This is a genomic window from Desulfospira joergensenii DSM 10085 (assembly GCF_000420085.1).
Lineage (GTDB): Bacteria > Desulfobacterota > Desulfobacteria > Desulfobacterales > Desulfobacteraceae > Desulfospira > Desulfospira joergensenii.
Genome location: NZ_ATUG01000003.1, coordinates 35,669 through 54,940, shown reverse-complemented (window position 1 = coordinate 54,940; position 19,272 = coordinate 35,669). Strand labels below are relative to the sequence as shown.

Below are 19,272 nucleotides of genomic sequence, written 5' to 3'. Positions count from 1 at the left end.
AGACCCATGGCCAAGATGTTCTACACCGGAAACAGGGAATCCAAACTTCTTTCCAAGATCGAATCTTCCAAGGAAAGAGAGAGAATAAAAACCATCCGCACCATCCGGGACAACATAGATGCCTTCAGCAATAAAGTCTCCATGAAGCTCATTGAAAACGGTCTCATTGAAACCGTGAGCAAATCCAGCATTGAAAACCAGATCGCCAGATGCCTGGACGAACTGGTCAAGGCCGAAGACTTTGACATCGATTATATGGTGGCGCCCTTCAGGACCCTGATATCAAGTCCCAATATTGCCTGCCTCTACCTGACGGCCTTTATCGTTGAAAAACTGATCAACCACAAGGACGTCATTGACATCTACGGCAGTGATGAGGATATCTATTTCAGCATTTTAAAGGAATTAAACGCCTTTATGGCCGGAGAATAGCCTTTAGACCGTCTCCTTATTCAGACATGGCAGCCCCGTGCGTCCACCCTTTCTTTTTGGAGCGCACCTTCCATGTCTATCAGGTAAAAAGAATCGTATAGATTCATGCACAGGGCCACATTCACCGGAATGATGCTGATTCTCTGACCCAGGGCCGGCGGCTTTTTGCAGCGACTGACATCCATCCACCCATGTTCTTCATGGAGCCTGAATATCCGGGCCTCGGGATACTCATACACATACCCCATTTCCAGGTTCCCATGGCGGAGCATCTGCTTGGCGGAAAGGGATTTGGACCCGGCGTCAATGATCACCTGTCCCGGTATACTGTCGGAAACAACCGTGGCAACGACCCGGGCAGCACAGTCCGAACGCCTGCAATGGTTGAATTTAAGTACAAAATAATCGTTTATATAGGCCGTACCGACCCGGACTTCATTGATGTAATTGATTCTGTGGGTCTCAAAAAGGGACGGGGTGGAACCCGAAGAAACCGTTTGAGGAAGCAGCCCTGCCCTGCACAGGGCCTTGAATACCGGTTCCCACCGGGCATTGATCTGCTCAAAACATTTCAGATCCCGGGCGGTATCCCCGTAGAGGTGTCCCAGATAGAGCTGAATGCCTTCATAGCCGAGCCCGGGCTTTTCTTGGGCATACCGGGCAAGCTCCAGGGTCTGTTCAGCATCGGTTACACCGCAGCGGTGAAGTCCCGCGTCAAAAATGATATGGATACCGACTCTTGTCCGGTTCCTGAGAGCAGCGGCTGAAAGACTATCCACCAGGGACTTGGAATCAACAGCGACTTTAACGTAGTGCCTCTTTGAAAGTTCTGCGATGATTTGGGCCCGCTCATCTCCCAGCGCCGGGTAGGCCACGGTAATGTCTGTTTTCTTTTCCGGGGCCAGGGTTTGAGCTTCCGTGGCCTTGGCCACGGCAATGCCGGCAGCACCTGCCGACATCTGCATCCGGGTAATGGCTCGAGATTTATGGGTTTTGACATGGGGACGAACTTGAAACCCGTGAAGATCTGCATAGGCATGGATGCGGTGAATATTCCGTTTGAGGATGGTTTGGTCCAGGACAAGAAAAGGAGTGGGAAGCCCTGAGGTAAGCGTGAAAAGATCCGGCATGAGCTAACCCGCCTTGCCTTCTTTAGATATGAAAACCGAGGTATTGTTCACCGGCGGCTGGGGCCGGATGCGCCTGTACTGCCTGAACCCTGCCGGCAGGTCAAAGCTTGACTGAACATCCAGGAGCCGCCGCAGTCCCTTTTCATATATACGGTAGGAAAGTTTTGTCCCCTCTTCCAAGCGGTCTGCAAGGTGGGAAAAAATCTCATCCTTGGGCAGGGCATCGGCACCGATCATGATCAGGCTGCAGTCTTCTGCCAGTGGCAAACAATAATGGTTGCCTTCAATAATGCGAATCTCTTCCGCCAGGCCGAGACCTCTAATCAGCTGGCGTGAAAGATCTGCATATTCCGGACATTGTTCAATGCCAATCCCCTTAATACCGTACCGGGTCCAGAGGCAGATGAGGGTCAAAGGCAAAGGGCCGCTGCCCAGGAAAACCACCTTGTCGCCGGACAAAAGATTGGCGCCGGACGATTCCATCCGGGCAAGTTCCAGGTAGTTGGGATAATATACAAACTGTCTGACTGCCTCCCAGGGTGCGGGAGACTGGATAATTGTCCTTGCGTTATCGATTTCCATGCGCAGCCCGTTTATTCTTTTCAACCGGCAGATATGGGCCATGGCTTTCCGAAGTTCCTTGTCCCTGCGGATCTCTTCAGCCTCCCGGTCATCGACATCCATTGCCGCCATCCGGTCAAGCCGTTGGAAAAAGGGATATGACCCTGCCTGGATCCCGTTAAGCAGTGATGTTTCCGTCACATCTGAAAGGGATGCGTAAATATCCAAGAATTCTTTTTTGACAAGGTCCAGGTCTGCCAAACTTTCCTACCTGTTTTTTTGATCAATGCGCACGAAAACCGTTGTGTTGTTTACCCTGCCTGTAGGGGCAACGGCCTTCACGATTTTAAATCCTTTGATGTCCTCGGGCTGAACCGGTTTGTACAGCACGGCCTGCATGCCGGTATAGGTCCTGAACACCACCGGTGCAGGCCCCCGTTTGTCCAGGATGTTTCGCAGATTTCTAAAAATTCTGACCTTGGGTTCTGCCAAGGCGGCCACAAGAACAATATCCCAATTAAAATTTTCCAGGGAGGAATCATCCCCTTGAACGATTTCAATCTCTTTTTGCAGGCCGAGATGTTGAATCACTTCCCTGGAAAGCCTGACAGTTTCAGGGGTATTGTCTATCCCGATGGACCGGATACCAAAGAGACGGTTCATGAGAATCAACGTCAGGGGAACAGGGCCGCTTCCAATGAACACCAAGCGTTTCCCGGGTGCAATGTGCATGGCCTCGATCTGTTTTTCCACCAAGGAAACATACCGGGGATACAGGGGGAAGGTGCCAAGAAGCTTCCAGGGATCCCGGCTGTGGATCAGTTCATCTGCCAGGTGATCCTCATGGATGCCGAAAAAGGCGGTGTAATAGGAACGGATCAGGGGCAGTTCATGCCGGATCTCTTCTTCGTCCAGCAGCAGGGAAGACAGGTGGCTGCCGGCATTCATATGGGCCAGGTCATCCAGAATCTGGTAGAGCCGGTATAGCTCTTCAGGAGGCAGTGCTTCAAGCCTCTTGCGGGAGTATTGCCTGATCCTGTCGGCAAATCCCATGATATGGGGCTTAATGACGGCAAGGCTGTTTTGGCAGTCTTTGCAGCACCCTAAAAAATCATGTTCCTTAAGTTCATGTTCATGGGAAAAATTGATATCGTGCATAGTTGTATCTTTATATCCTTCATTCCCCCAAAAGTGCTTCGGAAAGGACCGGTAAATTTCTCAATGGTGATGATGGCCGGGATTGGGATGGGAATGGGTGTATTGACCGACGTCCACATCAGTTCTGATTTTACCGTTTTCCATCATGTACATGGCATCCGTGATTTTCGACATGAATTCGATTTCATGGGAGATAAGGATATAGGAAAGTTCCAGCCGGTTCAAGACATCAATCAGGGTCTTTTTTGTGTTTTCATCCAGCCCGGTGCTGGGTTCATCCAGCAGGAGCACCTCCGGCTCCATGGATAGGACCGTGGCCAGGGCCACCAGCCGCTTTTCCCCACCCGACAGCCTGTGGGTGATACGGGACTCAAAGTCTGCAATGCCGAGTTTGGCCAATGTCTTGCGGGCAATCGCCTTTGCCTCATCTTTTGATCTCCCCAGATTGAGGGGGCCAAAGGCCACGTCTTCCATGACGGTGGGGCAGAAAAGCTGGTCATCGGCATCCTGGAACAGCAATCCCACTTTTTTGTACGTTTCTTTAAAATCCTTGTCCGTTTTCATTTCTTTGCCGAAAATTTTAATGCTTCCCGAGGTGGGTTTCAAAAGGCCCATGATAATATGAAAGAGGGTGGTTTTCCCACTGCCATTGGGGCCGACAAGGCCGATGCGTTCACCTCTGTTGATTTCAAGATTAATATGGTCCAATACCATACCGCGGCCGGGATAGCTGAAGCTGATATTGTTCAGGCGGATGAGGGGGGGATGACTTGTCATATTCTTGCTATAACCTCCATAATGATTAAAAGGGCAATCCCGATCATAGCAGCAGCGGTCCAGATCCAGTCTGAGCGGGAAAGGGAAAATTCATGCAGGCAATGGAACTCTCCCTTGAATCCCCGGCATTTCATGGCGTTGTACACCCGTTCCGCCCGTGTTGATGCCCGAACAAAGAGCATGCCGACAAGATAGGCATAGGTTTGATAGGTGTGCAAATTGGTTTTGGGTTGAAAACTGCGAATCTTTGCCGCACGGATCAGCCGCCGATATTCATTTTCAATGACAAAAATATAGCGGTAGGTCAACAACAGCAGGTGCACGAGATTTTTGGGCATTTTGAAAAAATTGAGCGTGTATCCCAGTGTACTGAAATCCATGGTGGCAATTAAAGCAATAAAGGTCAGTACAATGGCATTGGACTTAAGACTGATTTTAGCGCATAGAAGAAAGCCTTGTTTGGTCAGGCCAAGTTTTCCGATCCGGTATATGACGTCACCTTCATAGGTCAAGGGCAGGAGGATCCATAAAAAAAGGAGAAACCCCCAGATGACCAGAACTCTTTTTATGACTTCCCTTGGGTTCAGGCGGGCTGCAAAAACCAGGACCAGAGAAAGGACAAGGCCGGCCCAGAGGGTTGAAAAATTCTCACAAAGGGCAATCACAAAAGAAAGCAGGGTGGCAACAGCCACCCTGCTCCTTGGATCTATTGAGTGAACAGGAGAATCCCCTGCTGCAAAAACCTCTTCAATCATGGGTAAAAAACATCATCCTAATTTCTTCCGGGACTTGAAATAAAGCGCCAGGCCCATCAGACCGAAAATATAGCCGATTCCCCCTGCAATTTCACTAAAGGAGGGATCCTTCTGCTCCAAGTCCGCCATCATTTTTATCAGCGGAGTGATTTTTTTGTTCAGAGATTTTTCCACTGATTTTTCAACAATGGCCTCAAGTTCAGCTTTATTCAAAAAGGGAACCTGCGCCTCTTGGCTCGTTGGCTTTTCAACCTGGACCAGGGAGGGTGCTTCGGATTCCTGTTTTGCTTCATCCCTGTTTTTTTCCGATACTGAATTGTCCGTTGCAGCGGCCTCACCTATCTCGCCTATCTCCTCTAGGGGAATGGTCCATTCTCCCTTATGGCCCATTCCCGCAATGAGCTCAATGCGCATGGCGCACTTTTTAGGGATTTGAAATGAAAACTCTCCGTTTTCCTCGGTACGGGTACGCAAAAGCTCATTTCCGGACTTATCCCAGACAATGATTTCAGCATTCTTGGCTCTTTTCCCGCCGCTGAATTTGGTTTCCCCAAAAACCGTGTCCCCCTCCACCCAGGCAAAGACCGTTACTTTATGCGCCAGGGCATTGCCGCTGAATAGAGTCACAAAGACCACGGAACACCAAAAATATATAAAAGCTTTGTGGTTCATAAATTTATCTGACCTTCTGAATAATCTGTCATTAATATGGCTCCCAAGGGCAGGCCCAATCTTTCAAAATTACGGACTAAGCCTGTTTTTCCACGACCTTTTGCCTGGTTTCTGCTGCAGCAAGCCCTTGGCTTTGCCAGTGGGGCAGAAGCTCGGGGCGCACCTTTTTAAGAAAACCGACGCAGAACCCTGTTACCAGCCCCTCGATTACCATGACCGGCAGGTGGGCCACAACCACGGCCCATGCCACTTCAAAAAAGCTTTCTTCCGTAAACATCAGGGCCGCCCCCACAATAAGGCTGCTGATAAAAACACTTAAGAAGCCGCAGGCAAATGCGGCTGCAAAGGAGATTGCCCCGTTTTTATGGATAAAGGATCCGAATAGATAAAAACAGATCACTGCAGGCGAGGCCATGATCACCGTATTAATCCCAAGGGTGGTGATCCCTCCGAACTGAAAAAGCACCCCTTGGAGCAGCAGGGCGACCAATATGGACGGAAACGCCGCCCAGCCCAGCAAAAGTCCCACAATGCCATTGAGGATGAGATGGGCGCTGGAGGGACCAATGGGCACGTGAATCAGGGACGCCACAAAAAACGCGGCAGACAGAATGGCGGCCTGGGGGATTTTATCATCTTTGAGTTTTTTTAAGCCCACAGCCGTTCCGGCTGCGGCAAGCCCCATTCCGGTAATCAGAACCGGTGCTGAAAGCACGCCTTCGGAAATATGCATAACACCCTCCTCTTTAAAGAGACAAGCCGGGGCTTCCGTTGCCATCCCCGGCTCGGGTCTTTCGTTTATTTGCTCTTCCAGTCTTCGAACTTGATCCAGATCACAGCACCAAGTTCCACCCCTTTTTCCTCGCCGTCCTGTTTGAGTTTGAAGTCGGCTTCGTTCAGGGCGGCAAACCCCCACCATCCGGATTTGGGGGCGGCGTAAGTGAAAACGCCGTTTCCATCGGCCTTGATGGTCTGGGTTACCATATAATCCGTGGGCGCTTCATATTTATGGTCTGCATTGTAATATTCGATTTCCACCTCTGCATAGGGAACCGGTTTTCCGTTCATTTTAACGATACCCTGGAATACGTTGCCGTCATACAGCCCAAAGGGTTTGGACAGGGGAACGATCTCCGTTTTCAGGCCGAGTTCACCGTCCCAGCCTTCGTCATCCCCGAAAGAGGTGACAACGGTTTTGGTGTAATGGATGATAAAGCAGTCCTCTGCAGGCTCCCAATAGGGCTTTGGCTCCATGTAAAACATATATACGCCTGGTCTTTTAATTTTGTAATCGGTTTCCCAGGCAGTGTGGCCCATCACCTTTGTCTGTTTCAGGCTGCCCAGCAGGTCTTGATTTTTGCCGTTGGCAAGGACGGAAAAAATTTTGGGTTTTACCAGTTCCATGCCGATCATTTCAAAGGGGTGGGAAAACGAGGCTGTAACATGCACTGTCCGTGCATCGTCCTGCATCACCATTGAATCCGAGGGAATCACCATTCCGTAGTGGGCCTGGACGGATACTGCTGCGAAAACAATAAAAAGAAATACCGAACAAACACTTGCCTTTTTCATAATCTCTCCTTTTCAAAAAATCCATTAAACAGTGGTCGCAATAGTCTTTTCAGCCTTCGTGACTTGAGTTGTAAAAGAAGTAAATTGTTTTCAGGCAGGCTTCATGCCGGCATTAGTAATTGAAATATGTATAATAAAAAGAATCCTAAATCAATGCAAGATACTTAATCCTTGTTCAAAGATAGAAAATGATTCCCAAAAGAACAGCCAATGACTTACCAAGCTTTATTTTGCCCCTCCGAAAAAAACCACGAAAGTCCAGACACATCCTGTCAACCTTCGTGGTTTTTTTATATGTAAATATAGTGCTTTTTGGGTCTCAGGCTTCTGCCTGAATTTGGTCATTTATTTATCCGGTATTTCCCATACCGTCAATGGCTATTCTCCCATGGAATATTTCCGGTTATGTTTTCGTTTATTTTCTCACCCACTGCCCGGCTGGATTCTGGATATACTCTCCTGGATTGGCCTTTTGGGCCTTTCTCTTTGCCTGAACCTGTTCCACAACCCCCACGCTGGTCTTCTGCTGTTTGGCAAAATAGGTATAAATGGCCTTGCGGTCCTTGTTTTCCGCGGCAATGACCTCTTCCCGGGCTTTCGTTTTGCCCACATAGGCAAGGTATCCCTGGTTGTTCTCTCCGATGATTCCCTTGGTTTTCAGGTCGGCAATAACCGGCAGCCGTTTTTTCATCCTCTCCTTGATCCCCTGGCCAAAGGCGGTCTGACCTGAAACCATCAGACAAAGAATCACCAGTACAGATAATTTAAGAATATTATGATGTCTCATCGTCCCTCCTATTCCTTTATTTCATCTTCGGCTGCTTCAAGATCGTCAAAAAAGTCATCCAGGGCTTTTTCCACCCGGACGTTCACATCAATGGTGATGTGAATGGGTTTGATTTCAACGGGCTTCATCTCCACTTCATGGCTTGTCTGGCAACCCATTGAAACAAAGCCAAAAAGAATGAAGACCAATGCCGTACGAAAAATATTATTGGCCATAGTCTCTCCTTGTATTGTGTGCCACTATTATTTGAACAGGGATTCTATCCTAGTACCAAATTTCATGACCTGATTAAAGGGAAGTTTCAAATTTACATCCAGTTTTATTCCCTGGAAATGGGATCCGGGGCTGCCGGCCTTTACCCGGACAAAGGAGCCCAATTCCTTTTTATACTCAAAAGGGAGAACATTGGAAGGCTTGCCGTCCAGCTCCATCTTGAGGTCCAGGGTGTCTTTCACGGTATTGAGGGAAAGCTTTGCCCATGTATAATCAAAATTTTTTAGAGCCTCCCTGGCCAGGTCGAGCTGGACAAACTGGGGACTGTCCACGGGAATGCCGGTGGTGATCTTCTCGGTATTTCCAATTTTCACGGCACCCCCCTTGCCCGGAGTGGAAAATAAAAATCCATTGTCAAAGGAAATACTGCCATGGGCATAGGTGACCGGGATCCGTCCGCTTAAGGTCCCCTCCCCCATGGCCTGAAACGCCCCTATCTGCTCCAGCAGCCTTGCCAGTTCCAGCCTATCGCAGTAGATGATCAGCTTGTTCTGCCGGTCCTTTGAGGGGAACCGGATGGATTCCGATGTAACCAGACCCTTGCACCACCCTGCCCTTGCGTTTTCAATGTGGATGAATTCCCCGTCTTCGATACTGAAGCGTATCCTGGCGTCGGTAAACTTCAATTTGCCCGATTCAATAGACTCCATGGTCAGAATCTGCCCGGGAAGGGATTCAGGGGTGAGCAGGTCATTCAACTCCAGGGCCGCCTCAATCCCCTCAGCTTTCAAATTCATGTCGGGAAGAGAGAGAGAGCCGTCATGGATGATGACCTTGCCATGGGTTTGGATTTTCTCTCCTTTGTATGAGATCCCTCCCCTGCAGGACAGACCCAGATCATATTCAGCGGCCAGACCCAGCTCCGGAACCAGGGCCCGGACTCTTTCGGACAAAAGCCGGAAAAAGGGAGCTGAGAAATCCACCCGGGCCGATACTGTTTTGTCCAGGTCTGCATTTCCGGAAAAGTCCAACTTGAGTTCCTCAACATCCGGGCAGGCCAGATCTCCTTTGAATTCAAGCTCCAGGGGGCCGGTCTGGGCCATTTCTCCGGACATGCGAATTCCGGGTCTTTTGCCGTATTGGATGGAATCAACGGAAAAAGTCCCTTGCTTATACCTGCCGTCGGCACCGATTTTAAAGGGAAGACTTGCACGAATCCCCCGGCATTCAACCCCAAGCCCGGGAAAAGAAACCTGCCCGTTGATCAGCCCGGCAACACCGGTGAGTTCCGGATTATCTCCCCCGTCAAAACGGAAAAGAGCGCGGGTTTCAAGGGCCTTGAATTCTCCCCGGACCCCGGAGGCCCCAACCCGGATGCCGGAGATACGGGACTTTAGATCCAGGGCAAGACTCAGGCCGGTTCCGGCTTGTTTGGATGTTTCGTAGGCTTTTCCCCTTATATCGGATTCAATTTCAAGGGAACGGCCGGCAATCTTTCCTCCTTCCAGATCTGCCCATACCCTGCCGGACCGGATGAAGATCTTCCCCTTGATCTTTTCTTTATCCCCTTTCAGGGTCAGGGCCATGAAAGGATCTTCAACCCTGATTCTTTGAAGATCCTGCGCAACCACCAGGCCCTTTAAGGTTGATGTTTCTAAGTTCAGGCTCTTCAGTTTCGGCCCCTGGCCGCCGCCCCCTAAATCGAGTTGAAGGCGGCCGGACAAGGAAATGGGCAAAGGACCCGGTTCCTTTGATCCGGAACCCGGTTTTTGGATGCGGATTCCGGGAAGTTCCCTGCAGATAAGATTGAAGCCGGTGTTCAGGGTCAAAATTTTGTTTTCCAGGCCAAGGTCAGCGGACAATGAATCGATGCCCAGACCCCAGGGCCGGGCAAGGTTTATCTTGGACAGGGAAACGCCCCAGTCTGACCTGCCTTTTTTGACTATACGGATATCTGAACCGCCGGAAAATAAGAACGGGCTGTCAGACGGCCCCAAAAGAGAGACGAGATCGCCAAGCTCAAACCCGGCGGCATCCATGGTGAAACTCTGGATCGCTCCGGCAAAATCGCGTATGGACAGTTTTCTCAGATCCAGTCCGGCCAGGATCTGGACCTTATTTCCGAAAAGAGTGAATTCCCCGGAAAGATCTGTTCTTTTGTTCTCTTGGTCAATGGAAGCCAGAACCTCAAAGGGAATATGGATCCCTCTGCCCCTGAGGGTGAGGAAAATCAGGGAGTTTTTTACTACAAGTTTCTTGGGCAGCAGGGGCAGAATATCCTGAACCGATTTTTCCGTGTCCCCGGATACCGAACCCGTTTCCGGCCCTATCCCCTGAATAATGAATTTGTTGGATTCATCCATTTCCCCTTTTAGGGATATCCCTGAAAGAATCAGCTTTTGAGGTGAGAGCCAGAATGGAAAAGGCTGGGATAAATCCCATTCATACTCAAGCACAACCTGGTCTGCAGACAAACCCCTGCCCATGCCCAGGCCCGAAATCACCATGCGGGACGCCCCGATCCGGTCGATCCGGAATTGGATGTCCCTTTCCCGGAGGGTCTCCTTGAATTTCTGATGAATCGCCTGTTCGGCGATAAAGGGCAGGCCTGCCGCCAGAAGCATCAGGCAGGCAAAAAGAACAAGGCCTGAAACCAGACCTATTTTTATCAGGGTCTTAAATCGCATTTTTAATCTGAACCGTCAGGAACAGGTCTCCCTTGGGCTGTCCCGGAAGTGTCCTTCCCATCCCTGCCAGCCGAAGTTTTGTCCCCTGCCTTATCCCCGGGGGAATGGTGATCCTGTAGAGGGGCTTATAAAAGCCCCAGGGAATAGTGATGATTTTTTTGGCTCCGGCCAGGGCTTCCAGGGAGCTGACCTCGATCTGGCCGTGAAGATCCCCCCCCTGGGAGGCTGGCCGGGTCACGATGGCCTGGAGTTTGGGAGTATGCTTTTTCCGGGTAAATTTCTGAATTTTTTCCCGGGTGCCCGTGCTGGGCAGTTTCTTTTCCAGTTTCACCAGCAAAAGTCCGGCAATGAACCCCCCGACATGGGCCCACCAGGCAATACCGGCGCCTCCCCCGGACCCGGCGGCATTTAAAAACTGCATTAAAAACCAGAATCCCAGGAAGACAAAGGCCGGGATCTGGATGAACATGGGAATGATGATAATGGGCACCAGGGTCAGAATCCTGGACCGGGGATACAAAAGGAAATAGGCCCCCATGACCCCGGCAATGGCTCCGCTGGCCCCGATGGTGGGCACCATGGATACGGGATTGAGCAGAAAGTGGAACATGCCGGACAAAAGACCGCAGAGCAGATAAAATCCCAGAAATCTCAAGGATCCCAGATGACCTTCGATATTGTCGCCGAATATATAGAGGAACCACATGTTTCCCAGAAAATGCCAGAACCCGCCGTGGAGGAACATATAGGAGACCATGGAAAACAATTGGTTCAAAAAAGAAAAATGGCGGGACATCTCCGTTACCGTGTACTTTCCGGGCACCAGGCCGTACCGGTAAAAATAGGCCTGGTTGTCCAGACCCGCCTGAACCTGGAACAGAAATACCAGGAGATTGGCCGCAATGATGCCGTAAACGGCAACGGGCATGGTCTGGGAAGGCTGGTTGTCCCGGATGGGAATCATTTCACCACCTTGAGCCTGTAGGCCGGCTCCAGATTCATTTTGACGGCCTTGAGAATCTCCATGACCCCGTCCTCAATACTGAAAAATTCAAGGTCAAGCTCTTTTTGACAGGCCTTGAGCAAAGCTTGGTTTCCGTTGTCAAACCCCACCCGGCGCCGGATGTACTCCAGCCAGATAAAATAAAGATCCTGAAGCCTTGCCTCCTCCATTCTGGCGATATAGGTCCGGGCCCTGAGGGAAAGGTCCTGGATCACAATTGAAACGGCATCTTCCATTTTTTCCGGGAAATCCACCTGTTTCACCCTCTTGGGGAGATCCAGGCGGATCCTGCGTTCCCCTTCAAAATCGAGAAAAAGCATGTAAAGCACGGATTCAAGGATGGTCTTGACATCGAAATAGATCCCGGGATCATGGCTGGCCCGGGGCCCGGCCAGGTTGAGGACCTCGATCCCGTTTTCAAGAATAAAGGACTGGAGGACAAGGGAGGCTTCAAAGGCCTCGTTCATGGACAGATCGATATGAACATTGGGTTTTCCCTTCACCCGGGCAAAGGATTGGGTCAATAAAGAGCCCCCGGTGAGCTTTCCCCTGGAGATGATGGCGGTTCCCTGGGAATCCATGATATTCCGCTTGGTTCTTGCCGGGTAGTCCGCCTCCAGAATCTCCCGCAGCCGGTACCGCTCCGGCAGGGGACCGGCCTCGGTTTTCCGGCCCCTGGAAATCCATCCCCCATGGGGAATATTGAATTTTATGGCCACATCCAGGGCTGCCCGATCCGCCCCGGTCTGCCCTCCTGAGATTATTTTCTTGAGCATATCCATCATCAGCCTTGTCAAAAAGTTCTTTCATTATAATAACAATAGAGGGTATAACTTCAACAGGATTTTATCGGCCCCGTGAAAAACTCCTGGGAAACCGGAATTTTGGAGTCCGGGCTATTGACTTCAGACTTTTTGACCATAGGCTTATGAAAATCCCCAGCACAAATCAATGCTTCAAACTCATCCGTGAAATGGACATGATGGAACACATCATTGATCATTCCGTCATGGTCGGGAATGTGGCCCTCTGCCTGGGACGGCATCTTCAAAAGAAATTTCCCAGCCTTGATCTCAGGCTGACTTCCTCGGCTGCCCTGCTCCACGATATCACCAAAACCCGCAGTTTTGATACCGGGGAAGTCCATTCTGAAACCGGATGTTTTCTGATGGAGGAACTGGGATATCCGGAGGTGGGAAATATCATCCGCCAGCACGTTGTCCTGGACCATATTTCCATGGACTGCCCGGTGTCGGAACAGGAGATCGTCAATTACTCGGACAAGCGGGTTCTCCATGACCGGGTGGTCTCGCTGGAGCGGCGTCTGGAGTATATCCAGGAACGGTACGGCTCCAATATGGAGTTCCGGTCAAGGATCGAAAGGATGGCTGAAGTCACAAGGGTCCTGGAAAGTAAATTGTTCAAAAACCTTCCCTTTCGTCCCTTTGAACTGGAAGAGGAGATTGTTCCCGATATTTGCAGGCGATAATTAATTTGAGCCGATGCTCTCCAGGTTCCGGGTGATCTGATCCACTCTTTCCCGGATAATGGAAATTTTCTTTTCCTGGTCTTTTTTTTCTTCCTTCCTCAAAGAGAGGAGGTGTTCCATGTCCTGGTCCAGGGTGGCGTACATGGAGAACCGGTCATGGATTTTATCCTTAAAGTCCCGGGTGGCGGCCCGGATCAGGGGGATGAAGTACTGATCCAAAAGGATCTCGTGGTATTGGTCGATCTGCTGCCGGAAGGATTCCAGACACTTCTTTTTAATTCCTGCACCGGCTTTTTTAAATCCCGGGGTAAAGGAAAACCGAATATTTTTATTGATACATGAGGTGATGAGCAGGACAAGGCTGTGGAGGCTTAAGCCGGTAAGAATACTGGTCCGGATCCGCTTGGTGTACCTGGGGGAAAAAAGGGTCTGGGGCAGTTCCAGGCCCAGGATCTTCTTGACCGCCGGAATATCGATGGACGCGGCGGGAAAAGGATTCTGTTCCAGTATTTCCCGGGTAAGATCCTGAACCTCCCGGCCGGATTCTGAATTGAGCAGGGAATTCCGGGGATCCGGTTTTAAAAAATCAATGCGGTAGGAATCGAGCAGGGACTGGAAATAGGTTTCAATCCGGTCCTCCTGTTCCCGGACCATGGTTTTCAGATCCGGGATGATATGTTCCACGGCGAAGAGATCCAGCTTGCGCTTAAAATCCTGGAACATGAGGTAGAGGATCTGTTTAAACCCGGATTCCCTTAGCATGTGCCGGTAGGGACCGGGATCAATGGGGGTCTGTTTGATGAAATCCCGGACCTTTTTCCGGATATGGATGGAATCCCTGGAAAAAACGGATTTGAGGTGATCCTCAATTTCCCCTTTCAGTCCTGAAACGGCTCCTTCAACGGAGTTGTCCACAATGGACCGGAGACGGAGCCCGTTTTCCCGGATCGTCCGGGCCCGGGCCCGGGCCTGGTCGTCCTCTTCCGATCCCAGGACCTCCATGGACACGGCAGCCTTTTTATCCATGGCAGAGGCAATGATCCGGAGACGTTCCACATGATTGGAGATGAGAAGATCAAAGTGATGCCGGGCCAGGGAATGACTTAAATCCCCGTGAAAAGACCGGCTGTTTTCATTGCAGTATGCGGTCATGGCCTTGTCTGTCCGCCAGGAATCCAGCCGGATTCTGTTCTTTTGGGTCAGCCTGGGTTCCATGGCGGCAAACAGATCGTAGAGAGCTGAAAAAGAATAGAGGGCCGGGTCAGGGGTGAAGAGCCTGAGGTCGGTTTGAATCCTGGATTCAATTGCCTTAAGGTCGTCCAGGCCTTCATGTTCGGTAAGATCGCAGTTATTGAGAAAGAGGATGTTCTCAAAGAGTCCCAACCGCTTGATCAGCTCCAGGAAAGCGATGTCGGCCTGACGCAGCCCGGTCCGGGAGCTGATGCAATAAACGATAAGGTTGGCCGATTCGATATAGCGTATGATCTGGGCCAGCTGGGACGGGTCCGTGGAATCGGCTCCCTGGCAGTCTGCAATTTCAATATGGGGGTCAATGACCTTGCCGAACACCTCCAGGCAGACGTCCTTTACATAAAAGGCCCGGGCCGGATCCGCCGTGAAATCCTTATGATTGTCAAAGGACCGGGATTCAAACAGAATCTGTTTGGGATCGGCCCGAACCATGTCCTTGCAGAATTCAAATCCCCCAATGGCGTTTCTCAGCACAAGGGTTTCGGGCCGGATGCCCTCGCCGGTAACGGGAAAATCCCGGGTGAGTCTTGAATATACCTTTTTGAGAAGGGCCCGATCCTTTTTCCGCCTCATGTCAAAGCCGGACAGGGAGGGATCTGTTGGTTCGGAATCCCGGTTTTCTCCCGCATCATCCGGGTATGATCCGTCCAGGGGAAACATCTCCAGGGTTTTTCCCAGGATATGATTGATCTCGTCCCAGGATTTCAAGGTGATCACGGCCCGGTTTTTTTTCCCTTTTCTGATCCGGGTGGTAATGGAGGTGACCACGCCGGCTCCCCGGCGTACCAGTTCCTTTCCGATCAAGGCGTTGATAAAGGTGGATTTCCCGGATTTTATCACCCCGACCACGGCAATTTTGACCCGGCCGGATTCAATGAGTTCAGGAATTCTGGCGCAATGTTCCCTGAACCCGGCAAAGGCGCTGTCGGACATGCCGGGAATATTGTCCATCATGTCCATGACGTCCAGAAGATCGGTAATTGCGGCTTGGAGAGATTGGGTCAGGGCGTGTTTATTTGTCATAGGCCAAGAATCAAACGATGAGCATCATTGCCTTTTCGTACTTGTGATCCGTACGGGTGGAAAACATGATGTCCCGGGTCATGTCGCAGGTCAGCCAGGCATTGTCGAGAAGCTCGTTGTCCAGTTGGAGGGGGCCCCATCCGGCACATCCCAGCAAGATCATGGAAGATTCCGGACCCTTTTCCATGGCAATGGCTTCGAGAATGTCCCGGGAATTGCTTAAGGCCAGCCAGTCCGTTACCCTGAGAGTTTCATTCCATTTAAAGGGAGGGCCGTGGAGAACAAACACCCCGCTGGGCTGGACCGGTCCCCCCAGGAATATGTCCAGCTTGTCCACACCGTCGGTACAAGGGATATTCAGGTCGTCAAACAACTCCCGGCCCGTAAGAAGGGGATGAACCTTGTTCACGATAAATCCCAGGGCCCCGGATTCGTTGTGTTCACACATACAGGTCACGGTCTGGGCAAAATTGGGGTCGGGCAGTCCGGGCATGGCCAGGAGAAACTTGCCTTTCATATTCTGTGAGAGGGAATCATTCATACATATGCTCCACATTTAATCTTGACACAGGGCTTTTCCCCCACGTATGATCATTAAATAGGTAGTTTTAAATATTTTCAATGGATTTGCAATAGTTTTTATCCGAATTATGGAAGAATTAGACCGCATCCCTTCCCGGTCCGGACAGATTGCCAAAACACCGGGAAATGACTCCGGAACCCGGTCCCCATCCGAAAAACCAAATCAGGCGTCCGATGATCCGGATGGATTTTCCGCTATTTTATCGGAACGGCTCAAACCGGCTCAGTCATCCAATGATATGGGCCGGACAGGTTCTGATCCGGCCTCGGGACTGCCGGAATTAGAGGGTTCTTTCCCGGTCCGGGCCCTTGAAAACCCATCCGGGCCGGACAACCGGGACAGGGCCTATTTCATTGATACAATCGAAGAATTTATCAACGGCCTGGACACCTATGCCTCCTGGCTGTCAGATCCGGAAAAAAGCCTGAAACAGGCCCAGGATCTGATCCAAACGATGAGGGAAGGGCTCCGGGACCTGACCCTGAAACTGGATCAGAATTCCGAGGATGGGAATGCCCCGGACCTGGCAGGTATGATCACCCGCCTGAATGCCATTCTTGAAACCGAGCAGATCAAGATCGACCGGGGCGACTATTTATAGCCGCTCCGCCCGTCAATAAAAATCAGTCTTCTTCCCTTCCGTAGACATCATCAAACCGGACGATATCATCCTCCCCCAGATAAGATCCTGACTGGACCTCGATAAGTTCCAGGGGAATCTTGCCCGGGTTTTCCAGTCGATGTACGGTTCCCAAAGGGATATAGGCGGACTCGTCCTCTTTGAGAAGAATCTCTTCCTCCCCCCGGGTGACAATGGCGGCTCCCGACACCACGGTCCAGTGTTCGGCCCGGTGGAAATGCTTTTGTAAAGAGAGCTTGGCCCCGGGCTTTACCGTGATCCGTTTGACCTGAAACCGGTCTGAAGCATCAATGCTTTCATAATCCCCCCAGGGCCGGTAGACCCGGGAGTGGGAGATGGCCTCTTCCCTTTTCTGGGCCTTTAACTGGTTGACGATCTTCTTGACGTCCTGGACCCTGTCCCTGGGGGAGACCAGTACCGCATCCCGGGTCTCCACAATGACGAATTTCTCCAGCCCCACGGCCGCCACCAGCCGGGATCCGGCATGGATATAGGAGTCTGCCACATCATGGATGAGCACATCCCCGTCAATGACATTGGAATCCCCGTTTTTCTTTCCGGTCTGCCACAGGGCGTCAAAGGAACCCAGGTCGTTCCAGCCGGCATCCAGGGGAATCACGGCTCCCCGGTCTGTCTTCTCCATGACCGCATAGTCAATGGAATCCGGTTCCACCGAAAAAAAACTCTCCCGGTCTATCCTGAAAAAATCGAGGTCATGCCTTCCGCCTGCCATGGCCTTCCGGCATAGATCCACCATTTGGGGGGCGTGGATTTCCAGTTCAGCCACGATGGTGGAGGCCTGGAACATGAACATTCCTGAATTCCAATAATACTCTTTGGAGTCCAGATAGGCCCGGGCGGTTTCAAGATCCGGCTTCTCCACGAATCCTGCAATCCTGGAGGCGGTCCCCTTCCCTTCCATATTTTCTCCCTTTTGAATATACCCATACCCGGTTTCAGGGGAGAGGGGCACGATCCCGAAGGTGATCAGGTATCCCTGCTCTGCCAGCCCGGCCCCTTTGGTGATGGCCTCATGGAAGGCCGGCCGGTTTTCGATCACATGGTCGGCGGGCAGGACCAGGAGGATCGGGTCCTCCCCTTTTTCCAGGAGTTTGAGAACGGCCAGGCAGATGGCCGGAGCCGTGTTTCTGCCCACGGGTTCCAGGATGATGGCCAGGGGATCTTTATGGATCTGCCGGAGCTGTTCAGCAGTCATGAACCGGTGCTCTTCGTTGCAGACCACCAGGGGGCGGTCCAGATTTTCCACCCCGTCCAGGCGAAGGAGGGTGTTCTGGATCATGGTGTCCTTATTATAGAGATCAATTAACTGCTTGGGGTATAGCTCACGGGATAGGGGCCACAAACGGGTGCCTGACCCGCCGGCCAGAATTACCGGAACAATCATAAAATCTCCTCTTCAAATCTAAGCTTTTTGACCGACCCCTTTTCCTGGCCGGCCTTTCTCAATTTTTCTTTCTTATCCGTCCATCCTCTTTTGGGCACTAAACTGGTAGATACACAGATCATGCTCCACCTGAAATTCTTGAAACTTCTGGATATCAAATCCAACGGACCTGAACCACTTTTCAATCTGAGGCCTTGTAAACCCGAGCCAGACCCCGCCGATGATATCTCTGATATTTTCATGGTCATGCTTTTTAAAATCCGCCAATAAAAAGAGCCCCCCGGGCTTGAGCACCCGGAAAACCTCGGCAATGGCCTTTTGGGGCTCAAAGATATGAAAGAGCACCATACTCAGAATGACCCCGTCCACTTCCCGGTCCCGCATGGGAAGGTTTTCCAGTTCTCCCAGCCTCAGGTCGATGGAATCCGAGGCGGAAAGCCGGATCCGGGCCTGTTCCAGCATTTCCGGCGAGCTGTCCACTCCGATGAATTTTTCTGCCCTGTTATCGGTGCTTTCCCGGGACAGAACCGCCAGCATCTCCCCGGTTCCGCAGCCCAGGTCGGCCACGATCAATGACCGGCCGATTTCATCCCTGAGGACCCTGTTGAGATCAAATTCCCCCAGGACCTCTTTTTTGAGCCGGTCCCACTGGGGCGCCACCGTGCTGAAAAACCGACGGGTCCTGTTCTTACGGATCACAATGCTCTGCCGGGCCTTTTCCAGGTCCAGGGTGCAGATCTCATCGGTCCGGGCCTTTGAGCAAACATACTGGATCAATGTTCGGTTTTCACTAGTCTGGTTGGCGGAATAGTAAATAAAGCTTCCCTGTTTGCGGGAAGAAAGGAGACCGGATTCCAGCAGAATCTTGAGATGGCGGGAGACCCCGGACTGGATCATGTCCACGATGGAAACGATCTCGTTCACGTTCAACTCGACCTCATTGAGAATATTCAGCAGGCGCAGCCTTGTGGGATCGGAAAGGGCTTTAAATTGTCGTATCATTTCCATGGGGACCGGTTCTTAAATGTCTATCTCCTGTGTAAATTGAAACGCTGAGGGTGAAATATACCTGGGTTTCATTTCCGGCGCCTCCTTTGCAGATTGTTTTTTGTCTATTCTTGTATCACATCCTGG

Annotated in this window: 20 protein-coding genes; 3 read left to right on the top strand and 17 right to left on the bottom strand. The window is 51.2% G+C overall.

Translation table 11 applies throughout. From position 1 onward, the window contains the following. Window positions 1-6: 6 nt before the first annotated feature. On the top strand, window positions 7-432 hold the full coding sequence (locus F608_RS0124425; protein ID WP_022668362.1) for a hypothetical protein: 426 nt from the start codon (window positions 7-9) through the stop codon (window positions 430-432). A gap of 20 nt (window positions 433-452) precedes the next feature. Here the strand turns inward: F608_RS0124425 and F608_RS0124420 are convergent, their stop codons facing one another. The 13 genes from F608_RS0124420 to F608_RS33240 all read right to left on the bottom strand — a co-directional run bounded on the left by F608_RS0124420 (window position 453) and on the right by F608_RS33240 (window position 12,523). Continuing rightward, window positions 453-1,562 carry an alanine racemase gene (locus F608_RS0124420; RefSeq protein ID WP_022668361.1) on the bottom strand — a complete coding sequence of 370 codons (1,110 nt, stop codon included), beginning with the start codon at window positions 1,560-1,562 and terminating at the stop codon, window positions 453-455. Window positions 1,563-1,565: 3 nt separating this feature from the next. Then, on the bottom strand, window positions 1,566-2,384 hold the full coding sequence (locus tag F608_RS0124415; RefSeq protein WP_022668360.1) for a nicotianamine synthase family protein: 819 nt from the start codon (window positions 2,382-2,384) through the stop codon (window positions 1,566-1,568). Between the two features lie 6 nt (window positions 2,385-2,390). Continuing rightward, window positions 2,391-3,281: a nicotianamine synthase family protein gene (locus tag F608_RS0124410; RefSeq protein WP_027363089.1), complete on the bottom strand. Its 891-nt coding sequence runs from the start codon at window positions 3,279-3,281 to the stop codon at window positions 2,391-2,393. 60 nt (window positions 3,282-3,341) lie between these two features. Further along, window positions 3,342-4,058 carry an energy-coupling factor ABC transporter ATP-binding protein gene (locus F608_RS0124405; RefSeq protein ID WP_027363088.1) on the bottom strand — a complete coding sequence of 239 codons (717 nt, stop codon included), beginning with the start codon at window positions 4,056-4,058 and terminating at the stop codon, window positions 3,342-3,344. Continuing rightward, the gene (gene cbiQ / locus F608_RS0124400) at window positions 4,055-4,813 is read right to left on the bottom strand and encodes a cobalt ECF transporter T component CbiQ (protein WP_022668359.1); all 759 of its coding nucleotides are present in this window, start codon (window positions 4,811-4,813) and stop codon (window positions 4,055-4,057) included. Before cbiQ ends, F608_RS0124405 begins: the two co-directional genes overlap by 4 nt. A gap of 12 nt (window positions 4,814-4,825) precedes the next feature. Further along, window positions 4,826-5,485 (bottom strand): transthyretin-like family protein, encoded by a 660-nt coding sequence (locus F608_RS0124395; protein ID WP_022668358.1) that lies wholly within the window; start codon window positions 5,483-5,485, stop codon window positions 4,826-4,828. Window positions 5,486-5,561: 76 nt separating this feature from the next. Continuing rightward, entirely contained in the window at window positions 5,562-6,218 is a 657-nt protein-coding gene (cbiM, locus tag F608_RS0124390) for a cobalt transporter CbiM (protein ID WP_022668357.1), read from the bottom strand. Between the two features lie 65 nt (window positions 6,219-6,283). Further along, complete coding sequence (locus F608_RS0124385) at window positions 6,284-7,057, bottom strand: DUF4198 domain-containing protein (protein ID WP_022668356.1); 774 nt, start codon at window positions 7,055-7,057, stop codon at window positions 6,284-6,286. A gap of 415 nt (window positions 7,058-7,472) precedes the next feature. Further along, window positions 7,473-7,844 (bottom strand): YdbL family probable chaperone protein, encoded by a 372-nt coding sequence (locus F608_RS0124380; protein ID WP_022668355.1) that lies wholly within the window; start codon window positions 7,842-7,844, stop codon window positions 7,473-7,475. 8 nt (window positions 7,845-7,852) lie between these two features. After that, on the bottom strand, window positions 7,853-8,059 hold the full coding sequence (locus tag F608_RS0124375) for a YnbE family lipoprotein (protein ID WP_022668353.1): 207 nt from the start codon (window positions 8,057-8,059) through the stop codon (window positions 7,853-7,855). A 27-nt stretch (window positions 8,060-8,086) separates the two neighbouring features. Then, entirely contained in the window at window positions 8,087-10,744 is a 2,658-nt protein-coding gene (locus tag F608_RS35315) for an intermembrane phospholipid transport protein YdbH family protein (RefSeq protein WP_022668352.1), read from the bottom strand. Then, window positions 10,734-11,708: a rhomboid family intramembrane serine protease gene (locus F608_RS0124365; RefSeq protein ID WP_022668351.1), complete on the bottom strand. Its 975-nt coding sequence runs from the start codon at window positions 11,706-11,708 to the stop codon at window positions 10,734-10,736. Before F608_RS0124365 ends, F608_RS35315 begins: the two co-directional genes overlap by 11 nt. Next, window positions 11,705-12,523, bottom strand: a complete 819-nt coding sequence (locus F608_RS33240) for a putative molybdenum carrier protein (RefSeq protein ID WP_244154333.1) — start codon at window positions 12,521-12,523, stop codon at window positions 11,705-11,707. The genes F608_RS0124365 and F608_RS33240 overlap by 4 nt, the downstream gene beginning before the upstream one ends. 152 nt (window positions 12,524-12,675) lie before the next feature. Between F608_RS33240 and F608_RS0124350 the strand changes: the two genes are divergently transcribed. Beyond that, a complete protein-coding gene (locus tag F608_RS0124350) occupies window positions 12,676-13,236 on the top strand; it encodes an HD domain-containing protein (RefSeq protein ID WP_022668349.1) in 561 nt (186 codons plus the stop codon). On the opposite strand, the gene F608_RS33235 is transcribed toward F608_RS0124350, so the two are convergent. Together F608_RS33235 and F608_RS0124340 are read right to left on the bottom strand one after the other, a co-directional pair. Next, complete coding sequence (locus F608_RS33235) at window positions 13,237-15,510, bottom strand: dynamin family protein (RefSeq protein WP_022668347.1); 2,274 nt, start codon at window positions 15,508-15,510, stop codon at window positions 13,237-13,239. It lies immediately after the preceding gene. A gap of 10 nt (window positions 15,511-15,520) precedes the next feature. Next, entirely contained in the window at window positions 15,521-16,051 is a 531-nt protein-coding gene (locus F608_RS0124340; protein WP_022668346.1) for a YqgE/AlgH family protein, read from the bottom strand. A 109-nt stretch (window positions 16,052-16,160) separates the two neighbouring features. Between F608_RS0124340 and F608_RS0124335 the strand changes: the two genes are divergently transcribed. After that, the gene (locus F608_RS0124335; protein WP_022668345.1) at window positions 16,161-16,694 is read left to right on the top strand and encodes a hypothetical protein; all 534 of its coding nucleotides are present in this window, start codon (window positions 16,161-16,163) and stop codon (window positions 16,692-16,694) included. 22 nt (window positions 16,695-16,716) lie between these two features. On the opposite strand, the gene F608_RS0124330 is transcribed toward F608_RS0124335, so the two are convergent. Both F608_RS0124330 and F608_RS0124320 read right to left on the bottom strand, forming a co-directional pair. Beyond that, on the bottom strand, window positions 16,717-18,138 hold the full coding sequence (locus F608_RS0124330; protein ID WP_022668344.1) for a mannose-1-phosphate guanylyltransferase/mannose-6-phosphate isomerase: 1,422 nt from the start codon (window positions 18,136-18,138) through the stop codon (window positions 16,717-16,719). Between the two features lie 72 nt (window positions 18,139-18,210). Further along, a complete protein-coding gene (locus F608_RS0124320) occupies window positions 18,211-19,146 on the bottom strand; it encodes an ArsR/SmtB family transcription factor (protein WP_022668342.1) in 936 nt (311 codons plus the stop codon). Between the last annotated feature and the right edge of the window lie 126 nt (window positions 19,147-19,272).